Origin of the sequence: Sandarakinorhabdus sp., assembly GCF_040398665.1 — a bacterium.
Lineage (GTDB): Bacteria > Pseudomonadota > Alphaproteobacteria > Sphingomonadales > Sphingomonadaceae > Sandarakinorhabdus.
This window is the reverse complement of the sequence record NZ_JBBATQ010000002.1, coordinates 218,501-244,009: the sequence shown is the minus strand read 5'-3', so window position 1 is coordinate 244,009 and position 25,509 is coordinate 218,501. Positions and strand designations below refer to the sequence as shown.

Genomic DNA, 25,509 nt, shown 5'->3' with positions numbered 1-25,509 from the left:
CGCGCCCGGGACTTGCATCGGAACCGCAACCAACGCAAAGCACGTCCGTCATGACCAAGACTTGGACCCCCGCCAGTTGGCGCGCCGCCGAAGCCCGGCAGTTGCCCACCTACCCTGACGCTGCGGCGCTGCACGCCGTGGAAACCGAGTTGCGGTCCTATCCGCCGCTGGTGTTTGCCGGTGAAGCGCGGGACCTGACCGGCAAGTTGGCCGATGCCGCTGCCGGCAACGCCTTCTTGCTGCAGGGCGGCGATTGTGCCGAAAGCTTTGCCGAATTCCACCCCAACACCATCCGCGACACGTTCCGCGTGCTGTTGCAGATGGCGGTGGTGATGACCTTCGCCAGCAAGATGCCGATCGTGAAGGTCGGCCGCATGGCGGGACAGTTCGCCAAGCCGCGATCCGGAGACTTTGAAGAAATCAACGGCGTGTCGCTGCCCAGCTATCGCGGCGACAATGTCAACGACAATGAATTCACCCCGGAAGCGCGCGTGCCCAATCCGCAGCGCATGATCCGCGGCTATATGCAATCGGCCGCCACATTGAACCTGCTGCGCGCCTTTGCCAGCGGCGGCTATGCCAATCTGCACCAAGTCCACAAATGGAACCTGGATTTCGCGGCACGCAGCCCCTGGGCTGATCAATATGCGCAACTGGCTGATCGCATTGGCGAAGCGCTGGATTTCATGGCCGCCATCGGTCTGTCGCCGGAAACCGTGCCGCAAATGCAGGGCACCAGTTTCTTCACCAGCCACGAAGCGCTGCTGCTCGGCTATGAAGAGGCGATGACCCGGCAGGACAGTTTGACCAATGATTGGTACGATACTTCGGCGCACATGCTGTGGATCGGCGATCGCACGCGGTTCGCCGGCAGTGCGCATGTGGAATTCCTGCGCGGCGTCGGCAATCCGCTCGGCCTGAAATGCGGGCCGTCACTGGAGGCGGACGATCTGATCCGCCTGTGCGACACCTTGAACCCCGGAAACACCCCCGGCCGGCTGACGCTGATCGCGCGCTTTGGCCATGACAAGGTGGATCAGCATCTGCCCCGCCTGATCCGCGCCGTGAAACGCGAAGGCCGGCACGTGCTTTGGAGCTGTGATCCGATGCACGGCAACACGATCAAGGCCGCTGGCGGGCTGAAAACCCGGCCCTTCGATCGCATCCTTTCGGAGGTGAAGAGCTTTTTCGCCATCCACCGCGCCGAAGGCACCCACGCCGGCGGCATCCATCTGGAAATGACAGGCCAGGATGTCACCGAATGCACCGGCGGCGCCATCGCCATTTCCGATGAAGGCCTGGGCGCCCGTTATCAAACCCAGTGCGATCCGCGCTTGAATGCCAGCCAGAGCCTGGAAATGGCCTTCCTGATCGCCGAGGCGCTGAAAGCCGAACGCGAAGCCCTGGCGCACAGCGCGGCGGCCTGAACGCGTTCAGAACGCGGCGGCCTGAGGCCAGCCCGTCACTTCTGGCAATACAAGGCGGCCGGCATCCGCGCCACACTGGCCGCATGACCTATCCCCTCCCCAACGCCGGCCACGATCTGACCGGCCAGATTGCCATCATCACCGGCGCATCGTCCGGCCTGGGGGCGCGCTTTGCCCGCGTGCTCAGCGCTTCGGGCGCGCAGGTGGCGCTGTGCGCGCGCCGCGTGGACAAGCTCGACGCGCTGGTCGCCGAGATCACCGCGGCCGGCGGCCGCGCGCAGGCCTTTGCCGTCGATGTCGCCGATCAGGCGCAATGCCTGGCGCTGGCCGAGCGGGTTGAGGGTGCCATGGGACCGGTATCGATCCTGATCAACAATGCCGGCATTCCCGATGCAGCGCGGGCGCACAAATTGCCGCCCGAATTGTTCAACCAGGTGATGGCGGTGAACGTGCACGCGCCGTGGCTGCTTTCCACCAGCCTGGCGGCGCGGCGCATCGCCGATGGCGGCGGCTTGCGCATCGTCAACATCGCATCGATGGCGGCGTTCGAATATGGCGGCCATGGCGCGGCGCTCTACAGCATGACCAAGGCGGCGGTGGTGCGGATGACCGAAGTGCTCGCCGTCGAATGGGCGCGTTATCCGATCAACGTCAACGCCATCGCGCCGGGCGCCTTTGCCAGCGAGATGATGGACGGCATGCTGGCGCGCATGGGCGACATCACGCAAAGCTTCCGCCGCAAGCGCTTGGGCGACCCGGCAATGATGGATTCGACGCTGCTGTATCTGGTCGCGCCAGCCGGTGAGGCGGTGACCGGTACGGTGATCAAGATCGATGACGGGCAATCGAATCGATGATTTGTCCTTGACCCACCCACCCCCAGCCCCTCCCGCAAGCGGGAGGGGAGCATGTTGTGCGAGAACGGAACGGCTCCCCTCCCGCTTGCGGGAGGGGCTGGGGGTGGAAACGCCTTCGTCCGATCCTCCCCATTCAAAGCATTCGGCCAAGCGTCGCAGCGTGCCATCCTCTGCGTCATGACCTACGAAACCATCCACATCGAGCAACGCGGCCCGGTCGATTGGCTCACCCTCAATCGACCGGACGCGCTGAACAGCATCAACAACCAGATGGTGGCCGATCTGTCCGACTATTTCGGCCGCCTCCCTCATGCCGCAGCCACGCGCATCGTGGTGATGCGCGGCGCCGGCCGGGCGTTTTGCGCCGGGCTCGATATCAAGGCGCAGGGTGGCACCGGGCAAGCGCCATTCGCCGGCGGCTTCGGCTTTCAGGGCTGGCTGGCGGATGTGTATGTAAAGATGCGGCGCTGCCCGCAGCCGATCATCAGCCTGATCCATGGTGCCGCCTGCGGTGGCGGTTTTGCCTTCACGCTGGCCAGTGACATCCGCATTGCGGCGGAGTCGGCCCGCATGAATGCCGCCTTCATCAAGCTGGGGCTTTCGAGTTGCGACATGGGCACCAGCTATTTCCTGCCGCGTCTGGTCGGCGCTTCGCTGGCGGCCGAATTGATGATGACCGGCCGCTTCATCGCGGCGCCGCGCGCGCTGGCCACCGGCCTGGTCAGCCAGGTGGTGCCCGATGCCGAACTGGAAGCCGCCGGCGAAGCGCTGGTCGCCGAGCTGCTGGCCACCTCGCCCATCGGCCTGCGCATGACCAAGGAAGGCCTGAACTTCGCCATCGATGCGCCCAGCCTGGAAGCCGCCATCGCACTGGAAAATCGCAACCAGTTGATGTGCGCGGCCAGCGACGATTTCAAGGAAGGCCTGGCCGCGTTTCTGGAGAAGCGCGCGCCGAATTACGGTGCTTAGAACCGAGTGCGATACTGCTGAAACGTCCAAGTCCCTCCCCCTTGCGGGGAGCCAAAGTGCAAAGGTCAAAACGCAATCGCGTCTAACCCGTCACCCGCGCCATCAGACCGACCGGATCGACCCGTTTGACCTGATCCCACCGCGCCCGCGCGGCCTCGCTGCAGAAACGGCTTTCGCCCAGATCGCCGCGGTGGCCGCCTTGGGTGGCGGGCACGCCCACCCGTACGGTCGCGGCGGCCAGATCGACCACCACGCGCACCGGGCCGTTCGGCGTTTCGATCAGCCCGCACACCCCAGCCTGGCTGCGCGCATCAAGCCCCATCACCGGCCCCAGCAGCAGCGCCTGGGGCCGGCCGGTGCCCTGCACCAGCGCCTCGGCACGCTGCGCGGCGACCTGTTCCGGCGCCAGTTCGCCCGTGCAGGCGGCAAGCGGGATGAGGGCGAGGAACGGCAGGCAGCGCATGGCAATGGCTCTAGCAGATGCAGTGCAGCCCTGCCCCGCCGACACGAGGTCGCGGGTGTAAAATCAGGCCGGTTTCGCCGCCATCACTTGCAGCATCTCGCCCATCATCTGATGAACCATCTGGATCGCCTTCAACGGCCGCACCATCACCTTGAAATGCACGATGCGGCCCTGATCATCCCAGGTGATCATATCGATGCCGTTCACCTTGATGCCGTTGATTGTGTTTTCGAATTCCAGGATCGCGCCGTTCGCGTTCAGCCATTCGCCAGTGTAGGTGAAGCCCGGCCCGCCCAGCACCTTGTCGGCACTGGCCAGATATTTGAACACGATCTCGCGCCCGCGCTGCGGCGTGTGCACGACCGGGCTTTCGAACACCGCATCGGGGTGCAACATGTCCCACAACGCCTGATGATCGGGGCTTTTCACATGGGCATGCCAGCGGGACAGATTCTCGGCAGCAACAGACATGGGCCTGGGTCTCCTCTGCGCTGATCCTATCGCAAGAATATGGTGTGTCTGCCTGCCATGTTTGGCAAGCGGCGGGGGAAAGCCGACTGTCCTGCGTATCGCACTCTCAGAGGGGAAATGTAAAATGTGTTATCGAGGCACGGCATCGGTTCTGGTCATGGCTCTGGCATTGGCCGGATGCAGCAGCGGGAACACCACCGCCACCAACACCGCCGCCGCAACGCCGGTGGCCGTGGCAACGCCAACACCCACGCCAACACCCACGCCAACACCCACGCCAACGCCAACCGCCTTGCCCAACGCCAGCGCGCTGCTCACCATCGATTTTGCCAATCTGTCCGAATATGCCGCACCGGTCCTGCCCGCCCATTATGATGCAACGGTCGCCGCGCTCGACAACACGCCTGCCGACAATGCGATCAACAATCGGATCGCCACCTTGGGCCGTGTGCTGTTTCATGATCGGCAGTTGAGCGTGAGCGCCACCGTGGCCTGCGCCTCATGCCATCGCCAGGACAACGGCTTTGACGATCCGAACCGGTTTTCCACCGGCTTTTCCGGCGTGCAGTTCACCACCGCCCACGCCATGCGGCTGGGCAATATCCGTTATTGGCGGCCAGGCACCATGTTCTGGGATCGCCGCGCCGCATCGGTGGAGGCGCAGGCGATCCAGCCGATCATCAACCCGATCGAGATGGGCTGGGATGCGTCCGCCGGCGGTGTGGCTGCGCTGGTCACGCGGCTGCAGGCCCTGCCCTATTATCAGGAATTGTTCGCCTTTGCCTTTGGCTCGGCCGTGGTGAGCGAGGCCCGCATTGGCCAGGCGCTGGCGCAGTTCCAGCGCGCGATGATCAGCAGCAACAGCCGGTGGGACACCGCCTATGCCCAGGTGTTCAACGCCGCTGCGCCCAACCGCAATCTCAACGTCACGCTGCCCGGCTTCAGCGATCAGGAAAATCGCGGCCGGCAACTGTTCATGACGGGACAGAACGCTGGCGGTGCCGGCTGTTCGGCCTGCCATCTGCCACCAAGCTTTGCCCTGGCGGCCAATTCGCAGAGCAATGGCCTTGATGCCGGGGAGACCCGCGTGTTCAAATCCCCCAGCCTGAAGAATGTCGGCCTGTCGCGCGCCTTCATGCACGATGGCCGCTTTGCCACGCTGGATGCGGTGGTCGAATTCTACAACAGCGGCATCCAGGCTGGCCCGGCGTTGGACAATCGCCTGCGCGGGCCCGGCGGCGCGCCGCAGCGGCTGAACCTGTCCACCGCCGACAAGGCCGCGCTGGTGGCCTTCATGCAAACCTTCAACGATCCGAACTTCGTCGCAGACCGCCGCTTCGCCTCGCCCTTCCGCTGATCGCGGAAAGCGCTCTATTCGGCAGCTTCCGTCTGGAAGGCCTTGCTGCCCGGCAGTTCGGCAATTTCAGCCGCCCCGCCGCGCGACCGGAAGCGCGCCATCAGGCCTTCGATGCCCAGATACACCACCGGCGTGATGAACAGGGTCAGCACCTGGCTGACCATCAGCCCGCCCATCACCGCAATGCCCAACGGCTGACGCAGTTCGGCGCCGGCACCCAGGCCCAGGGCCAGCGGCGCGGCGCCGGCCATGGCGGCAAAGGTGGTCATCATGATCGGGCGGAAGCGCTTGGACGCAGCTTCGCGAATGGCATAGGCCGGCGTCCAGCCATGCTGCCGCTGCCCGGCCAGGGCGAAATCGATCATCATGATGGCGTTTTTCTTGACGATCCCGATCAGCAGCACGACGCCGATGATGCCGATCACATCCAGCGGCATGTTGAACAGCCACAGGAAGGCCACCGCGCCGATGCCGGCTGCCGGCAGACCCGACAGGATGGTGATCGGGTGCGCAAAGCTTTCATACAGCACACCCAGCACGATGTAGATGACGATGATCGCCGCCAGGAACAGGATCGGCATGGTCGCCGTGCTGGCTTCGAACTGCTGCGCATTGCCGCCCAGTGCGCCGGTAATGCCGCTGGGCTGGCCCAGATCGGTCGCAGCCTTTTCGATCAGCGGCTTCACCTGGCTGAGCGCCACGCCGGGGGCGAGATTGAACGACAGCGTCACCGCCGGCAACTGGCTCTGGTGCGACACGGTGAGCGGCGCGCCTTCGACCCTTATGCGGGTAACCGCCGACAGGGGCACCAACTGGCCGCCGCCAACCTGGCCGCCGCCGCCCTGATTGGCACCACGCACGGTCAGCCGGCCGATGGCATCGGGGTTCATCTGGCTGGCCTGATTGATTTCCATGATCACCTGATAATCATCGGCATCGGTGAAAATCCGGCTGATCTGCTGGTTGCCATAGGCGGCGAGCAGCACGCGGCGCACAGCCTCCACCGGCACCCCCAACCGCGCCGCAGCGTCGCGATCGACCTCCACAAACGCCTGGCGGCTGCCGCGCTGATAATCGCTGTTCACATCGACCAGACCGGGCAGGCCGCGCATCGCGCTTTCAAGCTTGGGCGCGAAATTATACAGTTCTTCCTTGTCCACCGAATTGATCGTGTACTGATAATTGGTCGGGCTCTGCCGGCCACCCAGATTGAGATTCTGCGGCATGTTGGGGAAGGCCGAGAAGCCGGGAATGCCCGACAGTGATTTGCGCAGCCGTGCCTGCACGACTTCGGCCGAATCACGTTCGCTGCGCGGCTTCAGCGGGGCGAACATGCGGCCCCGATTGGATTCGCCGCCACCGACAATGGAGTTCATCCGTGCCACTGCCGGGTCCTTGAGCACGATGGCGGCCGCCTGGTCCTGCTTGGCCTGCATGTCGGCATAGCCGTCATCGGGCGCAGCCTCGGTGCCGAAAAAGATCGTGCCGGTGTCTTCGGTCGGGAAAAAGCCCTTGGGAACCACGGTGAAGCCCCACACCGCCACGCCGATCGACACCACAATGAGCACGCCCACCGCCTTGCGGCGACGCATCGTCCAATCAAAGCCGCGCATATAGCCGCGGGCCATCTTGTCGAAGGCGCCGGTGGTGATGCGCGCCACCCTGCCGGGTTCCTGATGGCCGGCCTTCAGCAGGCGCGCGGCAATCATCGGAATCAGCGTCAGGCTGAGCACCGCCGAAACAGCGATGGAAATGGTCATGGTAACGGCAAATTCAAAGAACAGCCGGCCGATGATGCCGCCCATGAACAGCAGCGGGATGAACACGGCCACCAGGCTGACCGAGATCGACAGCACGGTGAAGGCAATCTCGTTGGCGCCAGTGACAGCCGCGGCGCGCGGATCCTCGCCCTCTTCGGTGTGGCGGACGATGTTCTCCAGCACAACGATGGCATCATCAACCACAAATCCGGTGGCGAGCGTGAGCGCGAGCAACGAAAGATTGTCGAGATTGAAGCCGAACATGTACATGCCGGCAAATGTGCCGATCGCCGCGACCGGCAGCACCACCGCCGGAATGAAGGTGGCGCGGGCATCACCCAGCACCAGATAGATCACCAGAATGACCAGCAGCGCCGTGCCGACCAGGGTGACCTGCGAATCGAACACCGATTCGCGCACCGATTCCGACCGATCGACGAGTTCGCTGATCTCCACCGACGGCGGCATCGCATCACGCACGGCGGGCAGCACGCGGCGGATTTCATCGACCAGCTGGACGACATTGGCGCCGGGCTGTCGGGACACCGCAATGGTCAATGCCGGTTCGCCATTGAACTTGGCACCGCCACGCAATCGTTCGTAACTGCTGATCACGCTGGCGACATCACCGACGCGCACGGGGAGGCCATTGCGCGTGGCGATGATGACGCGCGCGAAATCCTCCGGCTTTTCCAGATTGCCCGACGCCTCCAGCACGAAATTGCGAGCGCCGCCGGTGATCGAGCCGACCGCCAGGTTGGAATTGGCGCTGGCAATCGCCGTGCGCAGCTCATCCACCGTCAGATTGCGCGACGCCAGCGCATCGGGATCGAACTGAACGCGGATGGCAAAGCGCCGGTCGCCATAGGTCTGCACCTGGCCAGCGCCGCGCAGCGTGGACAGCCGCGGGATCATCAACGTGTCCACCAGCGTCTGCAACTGGTTCATCGCCCGCGTCTTGTCGCGCACCGAAAGGATCAGCACCGGCTGGTCAGCCGGATTGACCTTGGTGAAGCTGGGCGGGCTCGGCATTTCCGGCGGCAGCCGGCGGGTGACAGCCGACAGCACCGACTGCACATCGAGCGCGGCCGAATCAATGTCGCGATCCAGCGCAAACTGCACGGTGATATTGGTGCTGCCGGTGTTGCTCGTCGAAATCACCTGCTCGATGCCGGCGATGGTCGAAAGCTGGCGCTCGATCGGTGTGGCCACCGATGCCGCCATCGTGCCGGGGTTGGCACCGGGCAGGCTGGCCTGAATCTGGATGGTGGGCAGATCGACCTCCGGCAATGCCGAAACCGCCAATTGGCGATAGCCGAAAATGCCGGCGAAAATCATCGCCAGCGTCAGCAGCGTGGTAGCGACCGGGCGTTCGACAAAGGTGCGAACGAAACCCATCAGCCTGCCGCTCCGGCCGGCAGCGTGCGGGCCTCGTCACCAGGGCGCACAGCCATCTGGGCATCTCCGGCGGGCTTGACCCTGACCGTGTCCCCGTCCTTCAGCTTGGCAAGCGCATCCACGACCACCTGCTCGCCGGCCTTCACGCCGCTTTCAAGATAGACCTTGCCGCCCAGCCGACCCGCAACCACGACATCGCGCATCTGTACGGTCGCCCCGCCGCGGCCGACGCCCGGGGGCGCGCTGCCCGCATTGGCGGCGTCGCCCGCTGGCTTGCCGCCGCCTTTGCGGATCGCCCACACGAACGGCGCGTCACGCCCCGTCTGCACTGCACCCTCAGGCACCGCCAGATGCGGTGTCGGCGCGGCCAGCGGGAATTCAACGTTGACGATCGATCCGGGCCACAGACCGTCATCGGCATTGGCAAATTCGGCCCGCGCCGTCACGCCGCCGTTGCCAGGATCGACATTGTTATCAAGGAACACCAGCTTGCCGGTGGCGAGCACCTTGCCGCCAACCTCTGTCTTGGCGACCACGCGCCCGCCGCCCTGCCGCAGCACCGCCCGCGCCGCGGCAATATCGCTGGCCGGCACCAGAAAGCGCACATGGATGGGGGACAATTGGTTGATCGTCACCAACGCCGCATCACCCTGCCGCACGTTGGCGCCGCGCCGCAGGCCCAGTTCGCCGGTGCGGCCCGAAATCGGGGCCCGCACGGTCAGGAAGGACAGCAACACCTGCACCTGGCGCAATTGCGCCTTGGTGGTCTCGATCTGGCTCAATGCGGAATAGGCCGCAGCCCGGCGCTCGTCGCGGATCGCGGTCGAGATGAAGCCCTTGCTGACCAGCGCTTCGGCGCGTTCGAAATCAAGCCTTGCACGGCGCTCGGCGGCAACGGCGCCCTTCACCTCGGCCTCGGCCTGCTGCACCGATGCCTGCGCCTGGCGGGAATCCAGTTGGAACAGCACCTGGCCTTCGCGGACAAAATCGCCTTCGTTGAAACCGATGGAGACAATCTCGCCATCGGCACGCGGCCGCACCGCCACGCTCTGCCGCGGCGTCACCGTACCCAGCGCCACCAGCGTGGGGGCATAATTTTCCATCGGCACGGCCATCGCCGCCACGGTCTGCATGCCGCCACGACGACCGCCGGGGCGACCGGATTCTTCCTTGCCGCCGCCGCATGCCGCCAGCAGCAGCAGGGCAAAACCTGCGCCGGTGCGCACGGCAATCTGCAAACCGGCATTTGAAAGGTTCGGATGATCAACCATATTCTTGCACTTCAAACCCTTACGCAGCCTACCCCGATACGCGGCTTATCCCGCTTTCCCCCGCAGGCGATGCGCAGTTGCCGTTAATCATCCGGCGCAGGCCAAGCAAATACGTCGTTGCCGCATGCCGCACATTTGTTCAGGCGCGCAACTTCCAGCCGGAACGGAGCACGCGATAGCAGATAAACCACAACAGTGCATTCACGATCGCCAGGCCGATCGCGCCCCGCAACAAATGCCCGTCGCTGATGCCGATGAAGCCGGCCCGAAACCCATCGATCACATAGAAAAACGGGTTCACCCGCGCCATGCCCGCCATAAACGGGCTGACCCGATCGACAACGTAAAATGTGCCCGACAGCAATGTCAGCGGCTGAATGACGAAATTGCTCACCGCAGCGGCATGATCGAATTTCTCCGCCCACACCCCGGTCAACACCCCAAGCAGCGCCAGCAGCACCGAGCCCATCGTGCCGAAATACAGGATCAGCAACGGATCGTGCACCACCACATCCACCCCCGGCGCCAGCGCCATCACCACCCACACCGCAATGCCCACCGCCCAGGCGCGGGTCAGTGCGCCAGCCACCCAGGCCAGCAGCAGTTCCCCGGCTGACAGCGGCGGCATCAGCACGTCGATGATCGACCCCTGCATCTTGGCCACCAGGATCGAAGAGGACGTGTTGGCAAAGCTGTTCTGAATCATGCCCATCACGATCAGCCCCGGCCCCAGAAAATTGGCATAGGGCACGCCGAGCACGGCATTGCCGCTGCGTCCGAGCGCAACAGCAAAGATCACCAGGAACAGCAAGGTGGTGATCGCCGGCGCCCACACCGTCTGCAACTGCACTTTCCAGAAGCGCCGCACTTCCTTGAGATAGAGCGTTTTCAGCCCTTCGGTGTTGAAGCGGGCAATGACGGTCACGCCCGGCTCCGCCCGTTCGAAAATCCGCTCTGGCTTGTTATTTGGGGGCGTCATGGCTATCTCACCTAGGGATGAACGCTGCGGCTGCCAAGTGGGCGCCGCCTGCCCTTTGGATCGATATTGCCCATGGCCTGGACCGACGAACGCATCGCCAAACTGAAGCATGGCTGGGAAAGCGGCATGACCGCAACCCAGATTGCCGAATTGCTGGGCGAAGGCGTCACCCGCAATGCCGTGATCGGCAAGGCGCATCGCCTCGGCCTCGAAAGCCGCCCGTCGCCGGTGAAGGCCACCGATGGCTCGCCAGCGCCTGCCGGCATACCGGCCAACAGCCCCGTTGCTGCGGCCCCGCCGGCCGCCGCGCCGGCCCGTCCGGCGCCCGCGCCGGCTGCGGCGCCCGCACCGACTGCCGCCCCCACGCCAACCGCCGCCGCCATTCCTGCCGCCGCGCCGCCAGCGCCGCGCACCACGGCCAAGGCCAAATCCGGCAAGCAGGCGCGCACCACCTTGCTCGATCTGAACGAGAAGGTCTGCAAATGGCCGATCGGCCACCCCGGCGAGGCGGATTTCCACTTCTGCGGCAAGGGCACCCAGCCGGGCTTCCCCTATTGCAACGAACATTGCCTGATCGCCTATCAGGCGCAGGTTGCCCGCCGCGATCGCCCGCGCCAGTTGCCGACCACCTTTGGGCCGATCCGCAAATAGCTGCCACTTTGCCTCATTGTTGGCTGGCGCGGCCCGCTTTACGCAAACGTAAAGCGGAGGATCACCAATGAGTTTACCCGACCTTGACGTCCTGATTGTCGGTGCCGGCCTGTCCGGCATCGGCGCTGCCGTGCATCTCAAACAGAAATGCCCGAACGAGCGCTGGGCAATCATCGAAGGCCGCGACGCCATCGGCGGCACCTGGGATCTGTTCCGCTACCCCGGCATAAGGTCGGACAGCGACATGTACACGCTGGGCTATCGCTTCAAGCCGTGGACGGCCGCCAAGGCCATCGCCGATGGTCCCTCCATTCGCAGCTATATCCGCGAAACAGCGCAAGAACACGGCATCACGCCGCACATCCGGTTCGGGCACAAGGTGACCAATGCCGCCTGGGACAGCGCCACCGCGCGCTGGACGGTCACCGCCACGACCGCCAGCGGCCCGGTCACGCTCACCACCCGCTTCCTCTACATGTGCTCCGGCTATTACAACTATGCGCAGGGCTATCGCCCGACCTGGCCGGGCGAATCGGATTTTGCCGGCCAGATCATCCACCCGCAATTCTGGCCGGAATCACTGGATTATACCGGCAAGCGCATCGTGGTGATCGGCTCTGGCGCCACTGCGGTGACGTTGGTGCCCGAACTGGCCAAGCGTGCCGCCCATGTGACGATGCTGCAGCGCACGCCGACCTGGATGGTTTCCCGCCCGTCGGCTGATGCCATCGCCAATCTGCTGCGCGCCGTGCTGCCGGCCCAAACCGCCTACAACCTCACCCGCTGGAAAAATGTCACCATGGGCCAGTGGTTCTACAAGCAGACGCGCGCCAACCCGTCCAAGGTGCGCACCGCGCTGCTCGGCCGGCTCGCCAAGCTGTTGCCGGCCGATTATGATCTCGAAACCCACTTCACCCCTGGCTACAACCCCTGGGATCAGCGCCTGTGCCTGGTGCCCGACGCCGATCTGTTCCAGGCGCTGAGCGCCGGCACCGCCAGCATCGCCACCGATCAGATCGATCGGTTCGAAAGCGGCGGCATCCGCCTTGTTTCGGGCAAGTTGCTTGAGGCCGACATCATCGTTTCCGCCACCGGGCTGGCCTTGCAGGCGCTGGGCGGCATGGGGGTCACCGTCGATGGCCAGCCCCGCCGCACTGCCGATGCACTCGCCTACAAGGGGATGATGTTCTCCGGCTTCCCCAACATGGCGATCAGCTTCGGGTACATCAACGCCAGTTGGACCCTGCGGTCAGACCTGATCGCCGAATATGTCTGCCGGCTGCTCACGCACATGCGCCGCACCGGCATGGACATCGCCACGCCAACGCCCGCGCCGGATGTGGTGCCCGAACGCGTCGCCATGGACCTGGCCAGCGGCTACGTCCAACGCGGCGCCGACGCCCTGCCCCGCTCCGGCAACCGCGCGCCATGGGTGGTCACCGCCGATTACAAATATGATCGCCGCGAGCTGCTGGATGGCCCGGTGACCGACGAGATCGTCTTCAGCAAGGCGCACGCCATGACGCCCATGCTGGAAGCCGCCGAGTGATTCACCTCTCCCCTTGGGGGAGAGGTCGAGAGACGGCGCAGCCGGCCCGGGAGAGGGGTTCCCAGCGCCGCCACACGCGCCACCCCTCTCCCGTTGACGCCAGAGGCGTCGCCTGCGGCTGCGGGAGAGGGCGAGAGACGCCGAAGGCGGCCCGGGGTGAGGGGTTGCCCCCTCACCGTACTCTCACCGGCAGCGCACGTCATTCCGATTGCCGCCGCGCTCGATCGCCCGTCCGGCAACACCGCCGCCGATCGCGCCCAGGATCGTGCCCAGCACTTCCGAACCACCCGGCGCAATCACATTGCCCAGCACGCCGCCGCCCACCGCGCCGATGATCAGCCCGGTCGAACCATCATTGCGCCGGCAATAATAACGCCCGTCCTGCCCGCGATACACACGATCGTTGCGCGACAGGCGCCGCTCCTGCCGGCGCGGATTGTCCTGATAATAACGCCCGGCATCATAGCCGCCATAACCGGGATCGGGCCGGTTGTAATCATAGCCGCGCCAGTTGCGTTGCAGCCGGTTGTCAAACCCCGCCGCGCACCCCGAAACCACCAGGGCACCCGCCATCATCACCATCACCGCACGCATGTGCTTTCTCCTGAGGTACACATGCATCAACGAAGCTGACACCCGAACGTTCCGACACGCCGGCCCCTCGCCCCTTGCGGGAGGGAAGGACAGCACCGCCGCCTCGTTCCCGGCAAGCCGCCGCACTAATCCTTGCCGGCAAATCCCAGATCCGGCGCCGTCAGAAATCCCAGCATGGCGTGAAAAACCCGGAAACGGTTGATACCCAGCACGGCGACATGCGCCACACCATCGATGATCGCAAACTGCCGGTCGCGGGACGGGAGCTTGCCGAAGAATTCCAGCAGGTCCGCCTCTGTGGCATTGCCGTCATGGACCGCGCGGGTCATCAGCACCGGCATGGTCAGGCTGGCCGGGTCGACGATCGGCATCCGGGTTGCCATGTCGAGATAGGCACCGTTGGGGATGCGGTCCCCCAGCGCGAGCTCATAGCGAGCCAGCGCCCTGGGAACCGCCGGGTCCACCGTGGTCGGATCATCCCGGCTGAAGATGTTGACATAGGTCGCTTCGGTGGCGGGCCGATGGGGGGTGGCGCGCAAGGCAGCAACATTGGCGCGGCGCCGCAGGATTTCGGGCGCGCCGTTGCCGGTGTGCGTGAACCCATCGAGAATCAGACGTTCGACCCGGCGCGGTTCGCGCATGACAAACAATCCGGCGCGCAGCGCCCCGGAAGACTGGCCATAAACCAGGGGCGCGCGCACGCCGGTCTCACGCTCGACAACCGCAAAGGCAGCGGCAAGATCGTCGGCACCCGACGCGATATCCGATAATCGGCCGGTGCGCGTGGAGCGGCCATAGCCTTCATGGTCCATGGTCCATACATCAAAGCCGCGCTGGGCAAACCAGTTCATCATGCTGTGATCGGCGGCGTCCGGCACCTGCAGATCAAAGCCGCCGCGGCCGGAAAAGCTCGAACCATGCACCAGAAACAGCACAGGCTGACCGGACCTCGCACCGCGCAGCCGCTTGCGATAGATATACAGCCGCACATCACCCTTGGTCGCCCAATGATCTTCGGCAATGATGTCTGCACGGGCCCCGATGCTGGAAACCGCATCGGCCGCGGCCGTGGATGCAGCTTCGACTGCAGAGCCGGGCAGCAGCGCAAACGCCGCCGCGGCCCCGAATGAGTCACGGCGTGTCAGCATGTCGTCCCCCCGATGGCTCGCTCAAATCCGCTCTTTCACATACCGCCCAGGCGCATCCTCGATCGCCTTGTATGCCCCTGCACCCGGCACCCGCGCCTTCACCTGGCTGCCCGAGCGGGGCGTCAGCCACGCCAGCCAATCCGGCCACCAACTGCCCTTGGTCTCCTTGGCGCCGGCCACGAACGCATCGAGCGAGTCTGCGCCGGCCTCATTCGTCCAATATTGATATTTGCCCGATGACGGCGGGTTGACCACGCCGGCGATATGCCCGCTGCCGGCCAGCACGAAGCGCGTCTCGCCGCTGAAGGCCTTGGTGAGTTTGAAGGCGCTGCGGGCCGGCGCAATATGGTCTTCCTTGCCGCCCTGGATGTAGGAAGGCGTCTGCACCAGCGACAGATCAATGCCCACGCCGCCCACTTGGATCGCGCCCGGCACCACCAGCAGATTGTCGCGGTACATCTGCTGGATATAGGCGCTGTGCCATTTCGCCGGCACGTTGGTGGCGTCGCTGTTCCAATAGAGCAGATCGAACGGGAAATAATCCTTGCCCAGCATGTAGTTGTTCACCACATAATTCCAGATCAGGTCGTTCGATCGCAGCAGGTTGAAGGTGCTGGCCAGATAGCGGCCGTCCATCACCGACCTGTCGCCCTTGATGCGCGCCATCGTGTCGAGCCCGGCATCATCGATGAAGATCTTCAATTCACCGGCATCGGCAAAATCCACCTGCGCGGTGAAGAAGGTCGCGCTGGCGATCCTGTCGGCCTCGCCCTTCGCCGCCAGCACCGCCAGCGCCGCCGCCAGCGTGGTGCCGGCCACGCAGTAACCGATCGTGTGCACGGCCGGCGCATCGCAGATCTCGCGCACGATCCGCAGCGCCGTGAACATGCCTTCATCGACATAGGTGTCGAGCGTGGCATCAGCCAGCGTCTCGTCGGCGTTCTTCCAACTGACCATGAACACGGTGATGCCCTGTTCGACACACCAGCGGATGAAGCTTTTCTCCGCCGTCAGATCGAGGATGTAGAATTTGTTGATCCATGGCGGGAAGATCAGCAGTGGCGTTTCGAACACCGTTTCCGTCGTCGGGCTGTACTGGATCAGTTGGAACAGCCGGTTCTGAAACACCACCTTGCCCGGTGTGATGGCAACATTGCGACCGACTTCAAAGGCGTTCTCGTCGGTCATCCGCATCCGCCCGGCGCGCAGGTCATCCAGCAGATGTTCGAGGCCCTTCAACAGGTTGGTGCCGCCGGTATCCACCGTCGCCTTCAGCACATCGGGGTTGGTGAGCGCAAAATTCGACGGGCTCATCGCATCGACGAACTGCTTGATCAGGAACTGCGCCTTGGCCTTTTCCTGTGCATCCATGCCGTCAATGCCTTGTGCCGCCTCCATCACATGGCTCGCGGTAAGCAGATAGGATTGGCGCAGGAAATCGAAGGCCGGCGTTTCCGCCCAGGCGGCGCTGGCAAAGCGCTTGTCCTTCACACCCATCTTTTCTGACGTCTTGTCGCTGTCCGACACCATGAACCGCTGCCACAATGCCAGCGCATCGGTCATGTACCGTTGTTGTTGTTCCATCAGGCGCACGGGATCGGTGAGCATTGCCGTCCACGCCCGGGTCCAGGTGGTCATCATGCCAAGCGGATCGGGGATCAGCGGCTCCTGTCCGTGTTCCTTGCTCAGGAATTCCAGCACCATCTGCTGGCCGCGGCCCATCAGATCGGTGGCCTTCTGGAAATTCTGCTGAGCCACCGCCTGCAGGGCGGCCGGATCGGCAAGATCGGGGGTTTTTGTCGGCTCGGGCATGGCAGGTCTCCGTTGGCCGAACCATGCCTTGCCCGGGCCGGTTTTGCAAAACATCGCTGCTTGCGTTAACGAGGCTACATGATCCGCAATCTGGCCGCCACTGCCGCGAATCCAGGCACCGCGATTGCGGATGCCGCAGCGCGCGCGGTGGCGACCGCGCCGCCTTGAAACCCGCCCGGATCAGCGGATTTCACAGCAGCGGCGGCGGAACACACAAGCGTCCCCCGCCGCTTTTCTTTTGAAGCAATGTTGCCTACACGCAGCCCTTCAGCGCAACGGACGAACCCATGCAGGACGAGTTTTACCGCATCAAACGCTTGCCGCCCTATGTGATCGCGGAAGTGAATGCCATGCGCGCGGCAGCCCGCGCCCGCGGCGAAGACATCATCGATCTGGGCATGGGCAATCCCGATCTGCCGCCGCCGCCGCATGTGATCGCCAAGCTGGCCGAAGTGGCCGCCAAGCCCGACGCGCATGGCTATAGCGCATCAAAGGGCATTCCCGGCCTGCGCAAGGCACAATCGGCCTATTATGCCAGACGGTTCGGCGTCGATCTTGATCCGGATAGCGAAGTGGTGGTGACACTGGGTTCGAAGGAAGGCCTGGCCAATCTGGCGCAGGCGATCACCGCGCCCGGCGATGTCGTGCTGGCGCCCAACCCGTCCTATCCCATTCACACCTTTGGCTTCATCATCGCCGGTGCCACCATCCGCAGCGTGCCGACCACGCCGGACGAAGCCTATTTCGAAGCGCTGGAGCGCGCCGTCCGCTTCACCGTGCCGCGCCCCAGCGTGCTGGTGATGGGATATCCGTCCAACCCCACTGCCGAAGTCGCCGATCTGGCCTTTTATGAACGCGTGATCGCCTTTGCCAAGAAGCACCAGATCTGGGTGCTGTCTGATCTCGCCTACAGCGAAATCTGGTTCGATGGCTGCCCGACGCCGTCGATCCTGCAAGTGCCCGGCGCCCGCGACGTGGCGATCGAGTTCACCTCGATGAGCAAGACCTATTCGATGGCTGGTTGGCGCATCGGTTTCGCTGTCGGCAACAAGACCTTGATTTCGGCGCTGACGCGCGTGAAATCCTATCTGGATTATGGCGCCTTCACGCCCATCCAGGCCGCTGCTGTTGCCGCGCTCAATGGCCCGCAGGATATCGTCGAGCAGAACCGCCTGCTCTATCATCGCCGCCGCGACGTGCTGGTGGAAAGCTTTGGCCGCGCCGGTTGGGATATCCCGCCGCCGCGCGCCAGCATGTTCGCCTGGGCGCCGCTGCCGCCGGCCCTGAAGCATCTGGGCAGCCTGGAATTTTCCAAGCAGTTGCTGGTCCATGCCGGCGTCGCGGTGGCGCCGGGCGTCGGCTATGGCGAGGATGGCGAAGGCCATGTGCGCATCGCGCTTGTTGAAAACGAACAGCGCCTGCGGCAGGCGGCGCGCAATATCCGCAAATATCTCCAGATGATGGGCGTCAACACGCCGGCGGCGAAGTTAGGGGCCTGAACCATGGTGGATGCGCTGAAAATCGGCATTGCCGGGTTGGGCAATGTTGGCGCCGGTGTGGTGAAGGTCCTGAACCAGAACGCTGATCTCATCACCCGCCGCGCCGGGCGGCCGATCGTGGTGACAGCGGCTTCGGCACGGGACCGCAATCGCGATCGCGGTATCTCGCTGGATGGCATCGCCTGGGAAGACGATGCCGCCGAACTGGCGACGCGCGCCGATGTCGATGTGGTGGTCGAACTGATCGGCGGCAGCGATGGCCCGGCGCTCACCCTGGCCCGGCGCACCTTTGCCGCCGGCAAGCCGCTGGTCACCGCCAACAAGGCGATGCTCGCCCATCATGGCATGGAACTGGCGCAAATCGCGGAAATTGCTGGCCTGCCGCTGAAATATGAAGCGGCCGTGGCCGGCGGCATTCCCGTCATCAAGGGGCTGGCCGAAGGCGCTGCCGCCAATCGCATCACCCGCGTTTACGGCCTGATGAACGGCACCTGCAATTATATCCTGTCGCGCATGGAGGCCGAAGGGCTGGATTTCGCTGCCGTGCTCGCCGATGCGCAGGCGCTGGGCTTTGCCGAAGCGGACCCGAGTTTCGACATTGATGGCATTGATACCGCGCACAAATTGTCGATTCTGGCGGCGCTGGCATTTGGCGCGCGCATCGATTTTGCCGGGGTGGCGGCGCATGGCATCCGCGCCATCGCCCGCACCGATATCGCCCAGGCCGCGGCCTTGGGCTTCCGCATCAAGCTGGTCGGCCTGGCCGAAGTGCAGGATGGCCAGTTGTTCCAACGCGTCCACCCGGCGCTGGTGCCCATCGACAATCCGGTGGCCACCACCATGGGCAGCCTGAACGCCGTGGTGGTGGAAGGCGATTTCGTCGGCCGGCTGTTCTTCCAGGGCCGCGGCGCCGGCGAGGGTCCCACGGCGAGCGCGGTCGTCGCCGATCTGGTCGATATTGCCCGCGGTGATGTGCGGCCGCCGTTCGTGATGCCGGTGGGCGCTTTGGCCGCCATGCCGCGTGCGCCGGCCGCAGACCGGCAGGGCCGCTATTATCTCAGGCTCAGCGTGGCGGATCGCACCGGTGTGCTCGCCGAACTCACCGCAGTGCTGCGTGATTGCGGCGTTTCCATCGAAAGCCTGGTGCAGCGCGGCACCTCCAGCGACGGCGATGCGACGCTGGTGATGATCACCCACGAAGCGCGCGAAGCCGATGTGCTGGCCAGTCTGGCGCACATGGCGGCGTCCGCCTCGGTCACCGGGCAGCCGGTGATGATGCATATCCTGGATTTTTGACGCTTTGCGCCGTGCCAGCGGCCGGCGTAAAGCGAACGCCGATTAGTGATTCTTTACAAGGAATTCCAAACATGACGGCTGCCAGCAACATGCTCGAACGCGTGTTAGTACTTGAAATGGTTCGCGTTACCGAAAATGCCGCCATTGCCGCCTCGCATCTGATCGGCCGCGGCAACGAAAAGGCCGCCGATGCGGCCGCCGTGGAAGCCATGCGCGACGCCCTCAACCAGTTGGACCTTGATGGCACGGTGGTGATCGGCGAAGGCGAGCGCGACGAAGCGCCGATGCTGTTCATCGGTGAAAAGGTCGGCAAGGCCATCGGCACCGGGCCGCGCATCGATATCGCGCTCGATCCGCTGGAAGGCACCACCATCACTGCGAAGGCCGGCCCCAATGCCCTGGCCGTGCTGGCCATTGCCGAAGAAGGCGGCCTGCTCAACGCACCCGACGTGTATATGGACAAGATCGCGGTCGGCCCCGGTTACCCCGAAGGCGTCATCGATCTGCGCCGCAGCGCCACGGAAAATGTGCGCGCCGTCGCCGCCGCCAAAGGCGTGAAGCCCGGCGATCTCATCGTTTGCGTGCTCGATCGCCCGCGCCACGAAGCCCTGGTGGCCGAACTGCGCGGCCTGGGCTGTGGCATCATGCTGATCCCGGATGGCGATGTCGCCGGCGTGATCGCCACCACCAATCCCGATACCGGCATCGATATCTACATGGGTTCGGGCGGCGCCCCCGAAGGTGTGCTCGCCGCGGCGGCGCTGCGCTGTGTCGGTGGGCAGATGCAGGGCAAATTGCTGTTCCGCAACGATGATGAACGTGGCCGTGCCCGGCGTTGGGGCATCGAGAATCTGGATCGCATCTATGGCCTGACCGATCTGGCCAAGGGCGATTGCATCTTTGCCGCCACCGGCGTTACCGACGGTTCGATGCTGAAAGGCGTCAAGCGCCGCAAGGACGGCGTGATCACCACGCAAAGTGTGGTGATGCGCGCCAGTTCCGGCACGATCCGCTGGGTGAGCGGCGAACATCGCGGCCATCGCCACGGCTAAGCCGCTTGCAGGGCAGTGGCAGCGGCCCGCATAAGGGGGAATGTCCCTGCCCCCGCCCCGCCCCGTTCTTGGCGTTGCTGCCTCGCTCTCCGGCCAGCCCTGGGCCTGGCGCGGCGGGTTTGTGCCGGGCGATGGCCTGGATGGCCGCGGTGCCGATGACCTGCTGCATCACCTGTTCCGCACGCGCGGCGGCGATCCGGCGGATTATGCCCGGCTGAAAACCCCGACCCTGCGCGACTGGCTGCCCGATCCGTCGATCTTTGCCGATATGGATGTGGCCGCCGAACGCTTGGCGCTGGCGCTGCGCCGCGATGAAGCCATCGTGATCTATGGCGATTACGACGTTGACGGCGCCACCTCCGCTGCCGTGCTGATCCGCTATCTGCGGGCTGTGGGCGGCAAGGTCGGCCATTATATCCCGGATCGTCTGCTGGAAGGCTATGGCCCGTCCGCGGGCGCGCTGGTGGCGTTGAAACAGGCCGGCGCCGATCTGGTGGTGACGGTCGATTGCGGCACGCAAGGCTTTGAAGCGCTGTCGGCCGCGAAGGCCGCCGGCTTGGATGTGATTGTCGTGGATCACCACAAGGCCGGCACAGCGCTGCCGCACGCGCTGGCGCTGGTGAACCCCAATCGACTGGATGAAGGCGCTGAGGCCGCCGCACATGGCCATCTGGCGGCCGTTGGCATGGCCTTCCTGCTCGCCGTGGCGCTCAATCGCCTGTTGCGGGCACAAGGCTGGTTCGCCAGCCGCGAGGCGCCCAATCTGCTCGATCTGCTTGATCTGGTGGCGTTGGGCACAGTCGCCGATGTCGCGGCGCTGCAGGGGCTGAACCGGGCGTTCGTCACGCAAGGTTTGAAGGTGATGGCGCGGCGCGGCAATATCGGCCTTGCGGCGCTGTGCGATGCCGCCCGCCTGTCGCGCGCGCCCCTTGCCCGCGATCTCGGCTTTGCGCTGGGACCGCGCGTCAATGCCGGCGGGCGCGTGGGCCAGGCCGATCTCGGTGTGCGCCTGCTCACCACCCATGATGCGGGCGAAGCGGCGGCAATTGCCGCCGAACTTGATCGCTTGAACCAGGAACGGCGCGGGATCGAGCAGATGGTTTCCGACGCCGCCATGGCCGAAGCCGGCCATGCCGCAGCGGGCTGCGCCGTGGTGGCGGGCAGCGGCTGGCATCCCGGCGTGATCGGCATCGTCGCCTCCCGCCTGAAAGAGCGGCTGGGACGGCCGGCCATCGTCATCGCCATTCAGGAGGATGGCACCGCCAAGGGCTCCGGCCGGTCGATCACCGGCGTCGATCTGGGGGCCGCCGTGCTGTCCGCGAAGGACGCGGGCCTGCTGATCGCCGGCGGTGGCCACGCGATGGCCGCGGGGTTGACGGTATCGACGGGCGACATTGCCGCACTGGCCGAATTTCTGGACCAGCGGCTTCTGGCAGCGGTGCAAATCGCCACCGCCAATCGTCATCTTGCCATCGATGCCGCCGTCGCGCCGCGCGGGCTGAATGCCGGGCTGGTCGATGTGCTGGAAACGGCGGGCCCCTATGGCCAGGGCTGGCCGGCACCGCGGGTGGCCGCCGGGCCGTTCCAGTTGGTCGATTCGCGCATCGTCGGCGAAAATCACCTGCGCTTGCAACTGGCTGGCCCGGATGGCGGCCGCATCAAGGCGATGGCGTGGCGGCATGGCGACACCGAACTGGGCGCCGCGCTTCAGGGCGCCGGGCGCCGGCCCATCCATGTCGCCGGCCGCGTAAAGCGCGACGAATGGACCGGCGGCGACGCGGTCGAACTGGAATTGGACGACGCCGCCTTCGCCGATGGCCGCTGAACGCCCTGCATTTCCTTGCGTCTTTTGAAAATCACGGTTGACGCCGCCCTTTCAGACCAATAACAGGCGGCCTCCCGCTGATGGTCCCTTCGTCTAGCGGTCTAGGACGTCGCCCTTTCACGGCGAAAACACGGGTTCGAGTCCCGTAGGGATCACCAACCTTTTCAGAAGGTTAGGATTTGGCGCAACCTTGACTGGTGCCTGCAGGGTAATGAACGTTGCCCGATTGCGGCAGGTGGGACCGGTCTGCCTGCTCGAACTGACGATATATGGGCTCAGATCCTGCGTCAGGGTGACGTTGAACGCTCGCCAATCAGCGCGAGGCCCGGTCGCCGACTTCCGAATCGGCGCGCTCCTATGAAACGCATATCATGTCGTCAATGCCGGGGTCGCTCGCGATGGCGAAGGCAGCCCGGGCACGATCGACGGCAAGGCGCCCACCAGCGGCGAAAGACGGGACGCGCGCAACGCTGCTGTGGTGAGGCGGTTGAAAAGGGGCGAGCAATGTCGCCCGCGGCTACGAGCCTGGCGATCTCTGCCGTTGGTGCTGACGGGAGACACCCCGATGCAGACGAGTTGGGCGTGGAAAAATCCTCACTTCGCTTCGGCAAGCACCTTCATCCGCGCCAGCGCCTGCGCAAACCGTCCCTGCAGGCGTGTTCGCTCCGAAGCCCGCAGCGCATCCGATGCCAGCGCCGCTTGGTCGTACACCAATGTATAGCGCAGCCGGGTCCGCCCCGGACCATCGGCCTCGGCCGCAAGCGTGCCGTGCAGCCCGGCAGCCGCCAAATTCCCGACGGTCTGCCAATAGGTATATGATCGTGCCGTCTTCGCCACCATCGGCTCGACCACCGTACCATTCACGATCCGCCGCACCACGCCCGGCTCGCCCCCGGGCGCGAGGCTTCCCTCCAGCACGCATGTCGTCGGCAACCATTCCGAAATCGCGCAATATCCGCCCACCCGCGCCCACACCGCATCGGCCGGCGCCTCCACGGTCACCTCGTTGATCACCGACACATAGTCGGCAGCCATCACCGGAGCAGACAGCCACGCCGCAAGCACGACCATCGTCATCTTCATGGCCGCGTCGCCCCTCGCACCGGCGCTGCGGGCGGGACATAATCGACCAGCACATCGACCGGCTGCCGGCCAGCCCATGCAATCCCCCTCAACAGCATGTCGCGGACCTGCGGTTTGGCAAAATTCTCATAGCTGTGGCCCTGCATCCACACAAAGGCCCGGGCCGGCGCTCCGTCTTCCAGCCGGTGTTCATATGTCCAGACTTGCGGCACCGTCTGGCCCACGCCGCCGCCGCGCCGTGCCGCCGGTGTGTCGGGGATCACCGCCGACGCCAGCACATGCAGACCCGGCCCCTTCGCCCAGGTCATCTTGTAAAACGCTTCGTCAAACAGCGTGATATCGGTCATCCCCTTCATGATCGGCGAAGCCCGGTCGACGATCGTCAGCGGAATATCGGCACCCAGCGTGTAATTCACCTCGCCGTGCTTCTTCGCCCCGCCGACATAGCCCGCGAACTCCTCGGGGTCCGGCCCGCACAGCGGATCATGGATCGTCACCAGCCCGCCCCCACGCTTGATGAACGCCCGCAGCGCCGCCCGCTCCTCTGCATTCATGTATCCGGCGTCGCCCTTGTACATCACGATCACATCGATGTTCGCCAGCTCGGCCGCCGATGGCGCATGAAACGATCCGTCCACAACCGCGCCCCGCTCGGTCAAAAGCTTCGACCAATCCGCCAGAAATTGCGGATAATCATGCTCGCCAGGCGAATGCGTCTTCAAACCGGCGCGCAGATACACCCGCATGCCCGCAAGATTCTGCCCCGGAATTTTCGGCGTTTCGGTGGCAGGCGCGGGATTGTTGGCCACAGCCTGGACCGCTGCCTGGACCGCTGATGGCATTGCAAGAAGCGCGGCGAGCTGCGCGGCGAGCAGCAGCCCACCAATTCTTGAACCATGTGAACGACATTGCATTGTGCATCTCCCCAAAAGGCCGCCGTGGTTCAGAATGCCGGCTTGCCGGGCGGGGGCAGCTTCACCTTCAGCGCGTCGCGCATATATCGCACACTGGCAGCGATGTTGTCGTCAATGCTCCCGGTGCCGTCATTGGTGCGCGGCGCGTCAATATCGAACACCGCCCAGCCCTTGAACTTGTCCTCGCGTAGCACCTTGAATATGCTCGGAAAATCAACGCCTCCGCCCTGCCCGACCGAGGCATAAACCCCCTTCTGAAGATGCTGTTCGCGGGTCGGCGTGCTGGTGTTGCCCTTGAATTTCGGAAACGTATCCTTGAGATGCACTTCGGTGATACGCGGCAGAAATTCTTTCACGATTCTCGGGGTGTCCATCCCGCCCAGAACATTGTGGCCGGTGTCGAGGATCAGGAAGACATAGCGCGGATCGGTCAGTTCCATGATCCGCCGGAATTCATGCTCGCGCTCCATCGGTCCCCAAATATGCGGGTGGAGTGAGAGTTTGACGCCATGCGCCAGCGTCCGCCGGCCAATCTCGTTCGCGGTATCGGCCAGCTTCTTGAGTTGATCGTCGCTCGGACCGCCATCGGGCCGCGCCCCCATGTTGTTCTTCCAGTGCGTCACACCGAGCGGCTGCAGGAAATCGCGCGCGCAACGCTCCATCTGGGCGATCAGCAAGTCGCGACCTTCGCCGCCGAGCCATGGGTATTGGCCCGCTGGCACTTGCATCCGGTCGGCAGGGCGGAGTGGCAGATCGCCGACGGAGGCCAGCGCCACGCCCGACCCGTCGAGCAGCTTCTTCAATGCCATCGGATTGTCGAGGAATTGCACCACCTGTCCCGAATAGGGCTCCAGACCCTCGAGCCCGTATTGCCTGCATGCAGCAAGCATCTTTGGCATGTCGGTGGACATTTGCAGCGTCAGTTCATTCTTGGGACCGGCAGGGGCCCAGGTGCCGAAGATCGAGCCTGTCGTTCCGAACGATATATCGGGATTGATGGGATCGAGGCCCTTCGCGATGGCGGCCACGCCCGCCAGACCGGCGGCGGCCACTGCGCCTGAAATGAAGGTGCGACGATCAAGTAAAGGTTTCATGGCGTGTCCAATCCTTTCGAAGGCGCTGCGTGAAGATATC

General features: G+C 64.7%; 22 protein-coding genes and 1 tRNA gene. 11 read left to right on the top strand and 12 right to left on the bottom strand.

What is annotated here, in order from left to right:
- The first annotated feature begins 50 nt into the window (after window positions 1-50).
- The 3 genes from ABWP22_RS03915 to ABWP22_RS03905 all read left to right on the top strand — a co-directional run bounded on the left by ABWP22_RS03915 (window position 51) and on the right by ABWP22_RS03905 (window position 3,253).
- Window positions 51-1,427, top strand: coding sequence for a class II 3-deoxy-7-phosphoheptulonate synthase (locus ABWP22_RS03915; RefSeq protein ID WP_353198637.1), 1,377 nt, complete (start codon window positions 51-53; stop codon window positions 1,425-1,427).
- A gap of 83 nt (window positions 1,428-1,510) precedes the next feature.
- Window positions 1,511-2,284: an SDR family NAD(P)-dependent oxidoreductase gene (locus ABWP22_RS03910; protein ID WP_353198636.1), complete on the top strand. Its 774-nt coding sequence runs from the start codon at window positions 1,511-1,513 to the stop codon at window positions 2,282-2,284.
- Window positions 2,285-2,461: 177 nt separating this feature from the next.
- Window positions 2,462-3,253, top strand: a complete 792-nt coding sequence (locus ABWP22_RS03905) for an enoyl-CoA hydratase/isomerase family protein (protein WP_353198635.1) — start codon at window positions 2,462-2,464, stop codon at window positions 3,251-3,253.
- An 82-nt stretch (window positions 3,254-3,335) separates the two neighbouring features.
- Here ABWP22_RS03905 and ABWP22_RS03900 read toward each other — a convergent pair whose 3' ends face one another.
- The 3 genes from ABWP22_RS03900 to ABWP22_RS03890 all read right to left on the bottom strand — a co-directional run bounded on the left by ABWP22_RS03900 (window position 3,336) and on the right by ABWP22_RS03890 (window position 4,505).
- Window positions 3,336-3,716 (bottom strand): hypothetical protein, encoded by a 381-nt coding sequence (locus ABWP22_RS03900; RefSeq protein WP_353198634.1) that lies wholly within the window; start codon window positions 3,714-3,716, stop codon window positions 3,336-3,338.
- A 63-nt stretch (window positions 3,717-3,779) separates the two neighbouring features.
- Window positions 3,780-4,187: a nuclear transport factor 2 family protein gene (locus ABWP22_RS03895; RefSeq protein WP_353198633.1), complete on the bottom strand. Its 408-nt coding sequence runs from the start codon at window positions 4,185-4,187 to the stop codon at window positions 3,780-3,782.
- 129 nt (window positions 4,188-4,316) lie between these two features.
- Window positions 4,317-4,505 (bottom strand): hypothetical protein, encoded by a 189-nt coding sequence (locus ABWP22_RS03890; protein WP_353198632.1) that lies wholly within the window; start codon window positions 4,503-4,505, stop codon window positions 4,317-4,319.
- Here ABWP22_RS03890 and ABWP22_RS03885 point away from each other — a divergent pair.
- On the top strand, window positions 4,480-5,544 hold the full coding sequence (locus ABWP22_RS03885) for a cytochrome-c peroxidase (protein ID WP_353198631.1): 1,065 nt from the start codon (window positions 4,480-4,482) through the stop codon (window positions 5,542-5,544). The genes ABWP22_RS03890 and ABWP22_RS03885 overlap by 26 nt on opposite strands.
- Window positions 5,545-5,558: 14 nt before the next feature.
- Here the strand turns inward: ABWP22_RS03885 and ABWP22_RS03880 are convergent, their stop codons facing one another.
- The 3 genes from ABWP22_RS03880 to ABWP22_RS03870 form a co-directional block, all read right to left on the bottom strand.
- Complete coding sequence (locus ABWP22_RS03880; RefSeq protein ID WP_353198630.1) at window positions 5,559-8,702, bottom strand: efflux RND transporter permease subunit; 3,144 nt, start codon at window positions 8,700-8,702, stop codon at window positions 5,559-5,561.
- Window positions 8,702-9,973, bottom strand: a complete 1,272-nt coding sequence (locus tag ABWP22_RS03875) for an efflux RND transporter periplasmic adaptor subunit (RefSeq protein ID WP_353198629.1) — start codon at window positions 9,971-9,973, stop codon at window positions 8,702-8,704. The genes ABWP22_RS03880 and ABWP22_RS03875 overlap by 1 nt, the downstream gene beginning before the upstream one ends.
- Window positions 9,974-10,112: 139 nt before the next feature.
- The gene (locus tag ABWP22_RS03870) at window positions 10,113-10,952 is read right to left on the bottom strand and encodes an ABC transporter permease (protein WP_353198628.1); all 840 of its coding nucleotides are present in this window, start codon (window positions 10,950-10,952) and stop codon (window positions 10,113-10,115) included.
- Window positions 10,953-11,024: 72 nt separating this feature from the next.
- Between ABWP22_RS03870 and ABWP22_RS03865 the strand changes: the two genes are divergently transcribed.
- The gene (locus tag ABWP22_RS03865) at window positions 11,025-11,603 is read left to right on the top strand and encodes a GcrA family cell cycle regulator (protein WP_353198627.1); all 579 of its coding nucleotides are present in this window, start codon (window positions 11,025-11,027) and stop codon (window positions 11,601-11,603) included.
- 67 nt (window positions 11,604-11,670) lie between these two features.
- On the top strand, window positions 11,671-13,152 hold the full coding sequence (locus ABWP22_RS03860) for a flavin-containing monooxygenase (protein ID WP_353198626.1): 1,482 nt from the start codon (window positions 11,671-11,673) through the stop codon (window positions 13,150-13,152).
- A 183-nt stretch (window positions 13,153-13,335) separates the two neighbouring features.
- Here ABWP22_RS03860 and ABWP22_RS03855 read toward each other — a convergent pair whose 3' ends face one another.
- The 3 genes from ABWP22_RS03855 to ABWP22_RS03845 form a co-directional block, all read right to left on the bottom strand.
- Entirely contained in the window at window positions 13,336-13,746 is a 411-nt protein-coding gene (locus tag ABWP22_RS03855) for a glycine zipper 2TM domain-containing protein (RefSeq protein ID WP_353198625.1), read from the bottom strand.
- 125 nt (window positions 13,747-13,871) lie between these two features.
- Window positions 13,872-14,894: an alpha/beta hydrolase gene (locus tag ABWP22_RS03850; protein ID WP_353198624.1), complete on the bottom strand. Its 1,023-nt coding sequence runs from the start codon at window positions 14,892-14,894 to the stop codon at window positions 13,872-13,874.
- A gap of 21 nt (window positions 14,895-14,915) precedes the next feature.
- Window positions 14,916-16,706: a PHA/PHB synthase family protein gene (locus ABWP22_RS03845; RefSeq protein ID WP_353198623.1), complete on the bottom strand. Its 1,791-nt coding sequence runs from the start codon at window positions 16,704-16,706 to the stop codon at window positions 14,916-14,918.
- Window positions 16,707-16,993: 287 nt separating this feature from the next.
- On the opposite strand from ABWP22_RS03845, the gene ABWP22_RS03840 reads away from it, so the two are divergent.
- The 5 genes from ABWP22_RS03840 (at window position 16,994) to ABWP22_RS03820 (ending at window position 22,536) form a co-directional block, all read left to right on the top strand.
- Window positions 16,994-18,205 (top strand): LL-diaminopimelate aminotransferase, encoded by a 1,212-nt coding sequence (locus tag ABWP22_RS03840; protein ID WP_353198622.1) that lies wholly within the window; start codon window positions 16,994-16,996, stop codon window positions 18,203-18,205.
- A 3-nt stretch (window positions 18,206-18,208) separates the two neighbouring features.
- Complete coding sequence (locus ABWP22_RS03835) at window positions 18,209-19,501, top strand: homoserine dehydrogenase (RefSeq protein WP_353198621.1); 1,293 nt, start codon at window positions 18,209-18,211, stop codon at window positions 19,499-19,501.
- A 71-nt stretch (window positions 19,502-19,572) separates the two neighbouring features.
- On the top strand, window positions 19,573-20,553 hold the full coding sequence (gene glpX, locus ABWP22_RS03830) for a class II fructose-bisphosphatase (protein ID WP_353198620.1): 981 nt from the start codon (window positions 19,573-19,575) through the stop codon (window positions 20,551-20,553).
- 40 nt (window positions 20,554-20,593) lie between these two features.
- Complete coding sequence (gene recJ, locus ABWP22_RS03825; RefSeq protein WP_353198619.1) at window positions 20,594-22,378, top strand: single-stranded-DNA-specific exonuclease RecJ; 1,785 nt, start codon at window positions 20,594-20,596, stop codon at window positions 22,376-22,378.
- An 82-nt stretch (window positions 22,379-22,460) separates the two neighbouring features.
- Window positions 22,461-22,536: transfer RNA gene (locus ABWP22_RS03820), tRNA-Glu, on the top strand.
- Window positions 22,537-22,972: 436 nt separating this feature from the next.
- Here ABWP22_RS03820 and ABWP22_RS03815 read toward each other — a convergent pair.
- The 3 genes from ABWP22_RS03815 to ABWP22_RS03805 all read right to left on the bottom strand — a co-directional run bounded on the left by ABWP22_RS03815 (window position 22,973) and on the right by ABWP22_RS03805 (window position 25,469).
- Window positions 22,973-23,461, bottom strand: a complete 489-nt coding sequence (locus ABWP22_RS03815; RefSeq protein ID WP_353198618.1) for an SRPBCC family protein — start codon at window positions 23,459-23,461, stop codon at window positions 22,973-22,975.
- On the bottom strand, window positions 23,458-24,270 hold the full coding sequence (locus ABWP22_RS03810) for a ThuA domain-containing protein (RefSeq protein WP_353198617.1): 813 nt from the start codon (window positions 24,268-24,270) through the stop codon (window positions 23,458-23,460). The genes ABWP22_RS03815 and ABWP22_RS03810 overlap by 4 nt, the downstream gene beginning before the upstream one ends.
- A gap of 134 nt (window positions 24,271-24,404) precedes the next feature.
- Window positions 24,405-25,469, bottom strand: coding sequence for a sugar phosphate isomerase/epimerase family protein (locus ABWP22_RS03805; RefSeq protein WP_353198616.1), 1,065 nt, complete (start codon window positions 25,467-25,469; stop codon window positions 24,405-24,407).
- Between the last annotated feature and the right edge of the window lie 40 nt (window positions 25,470-25,509).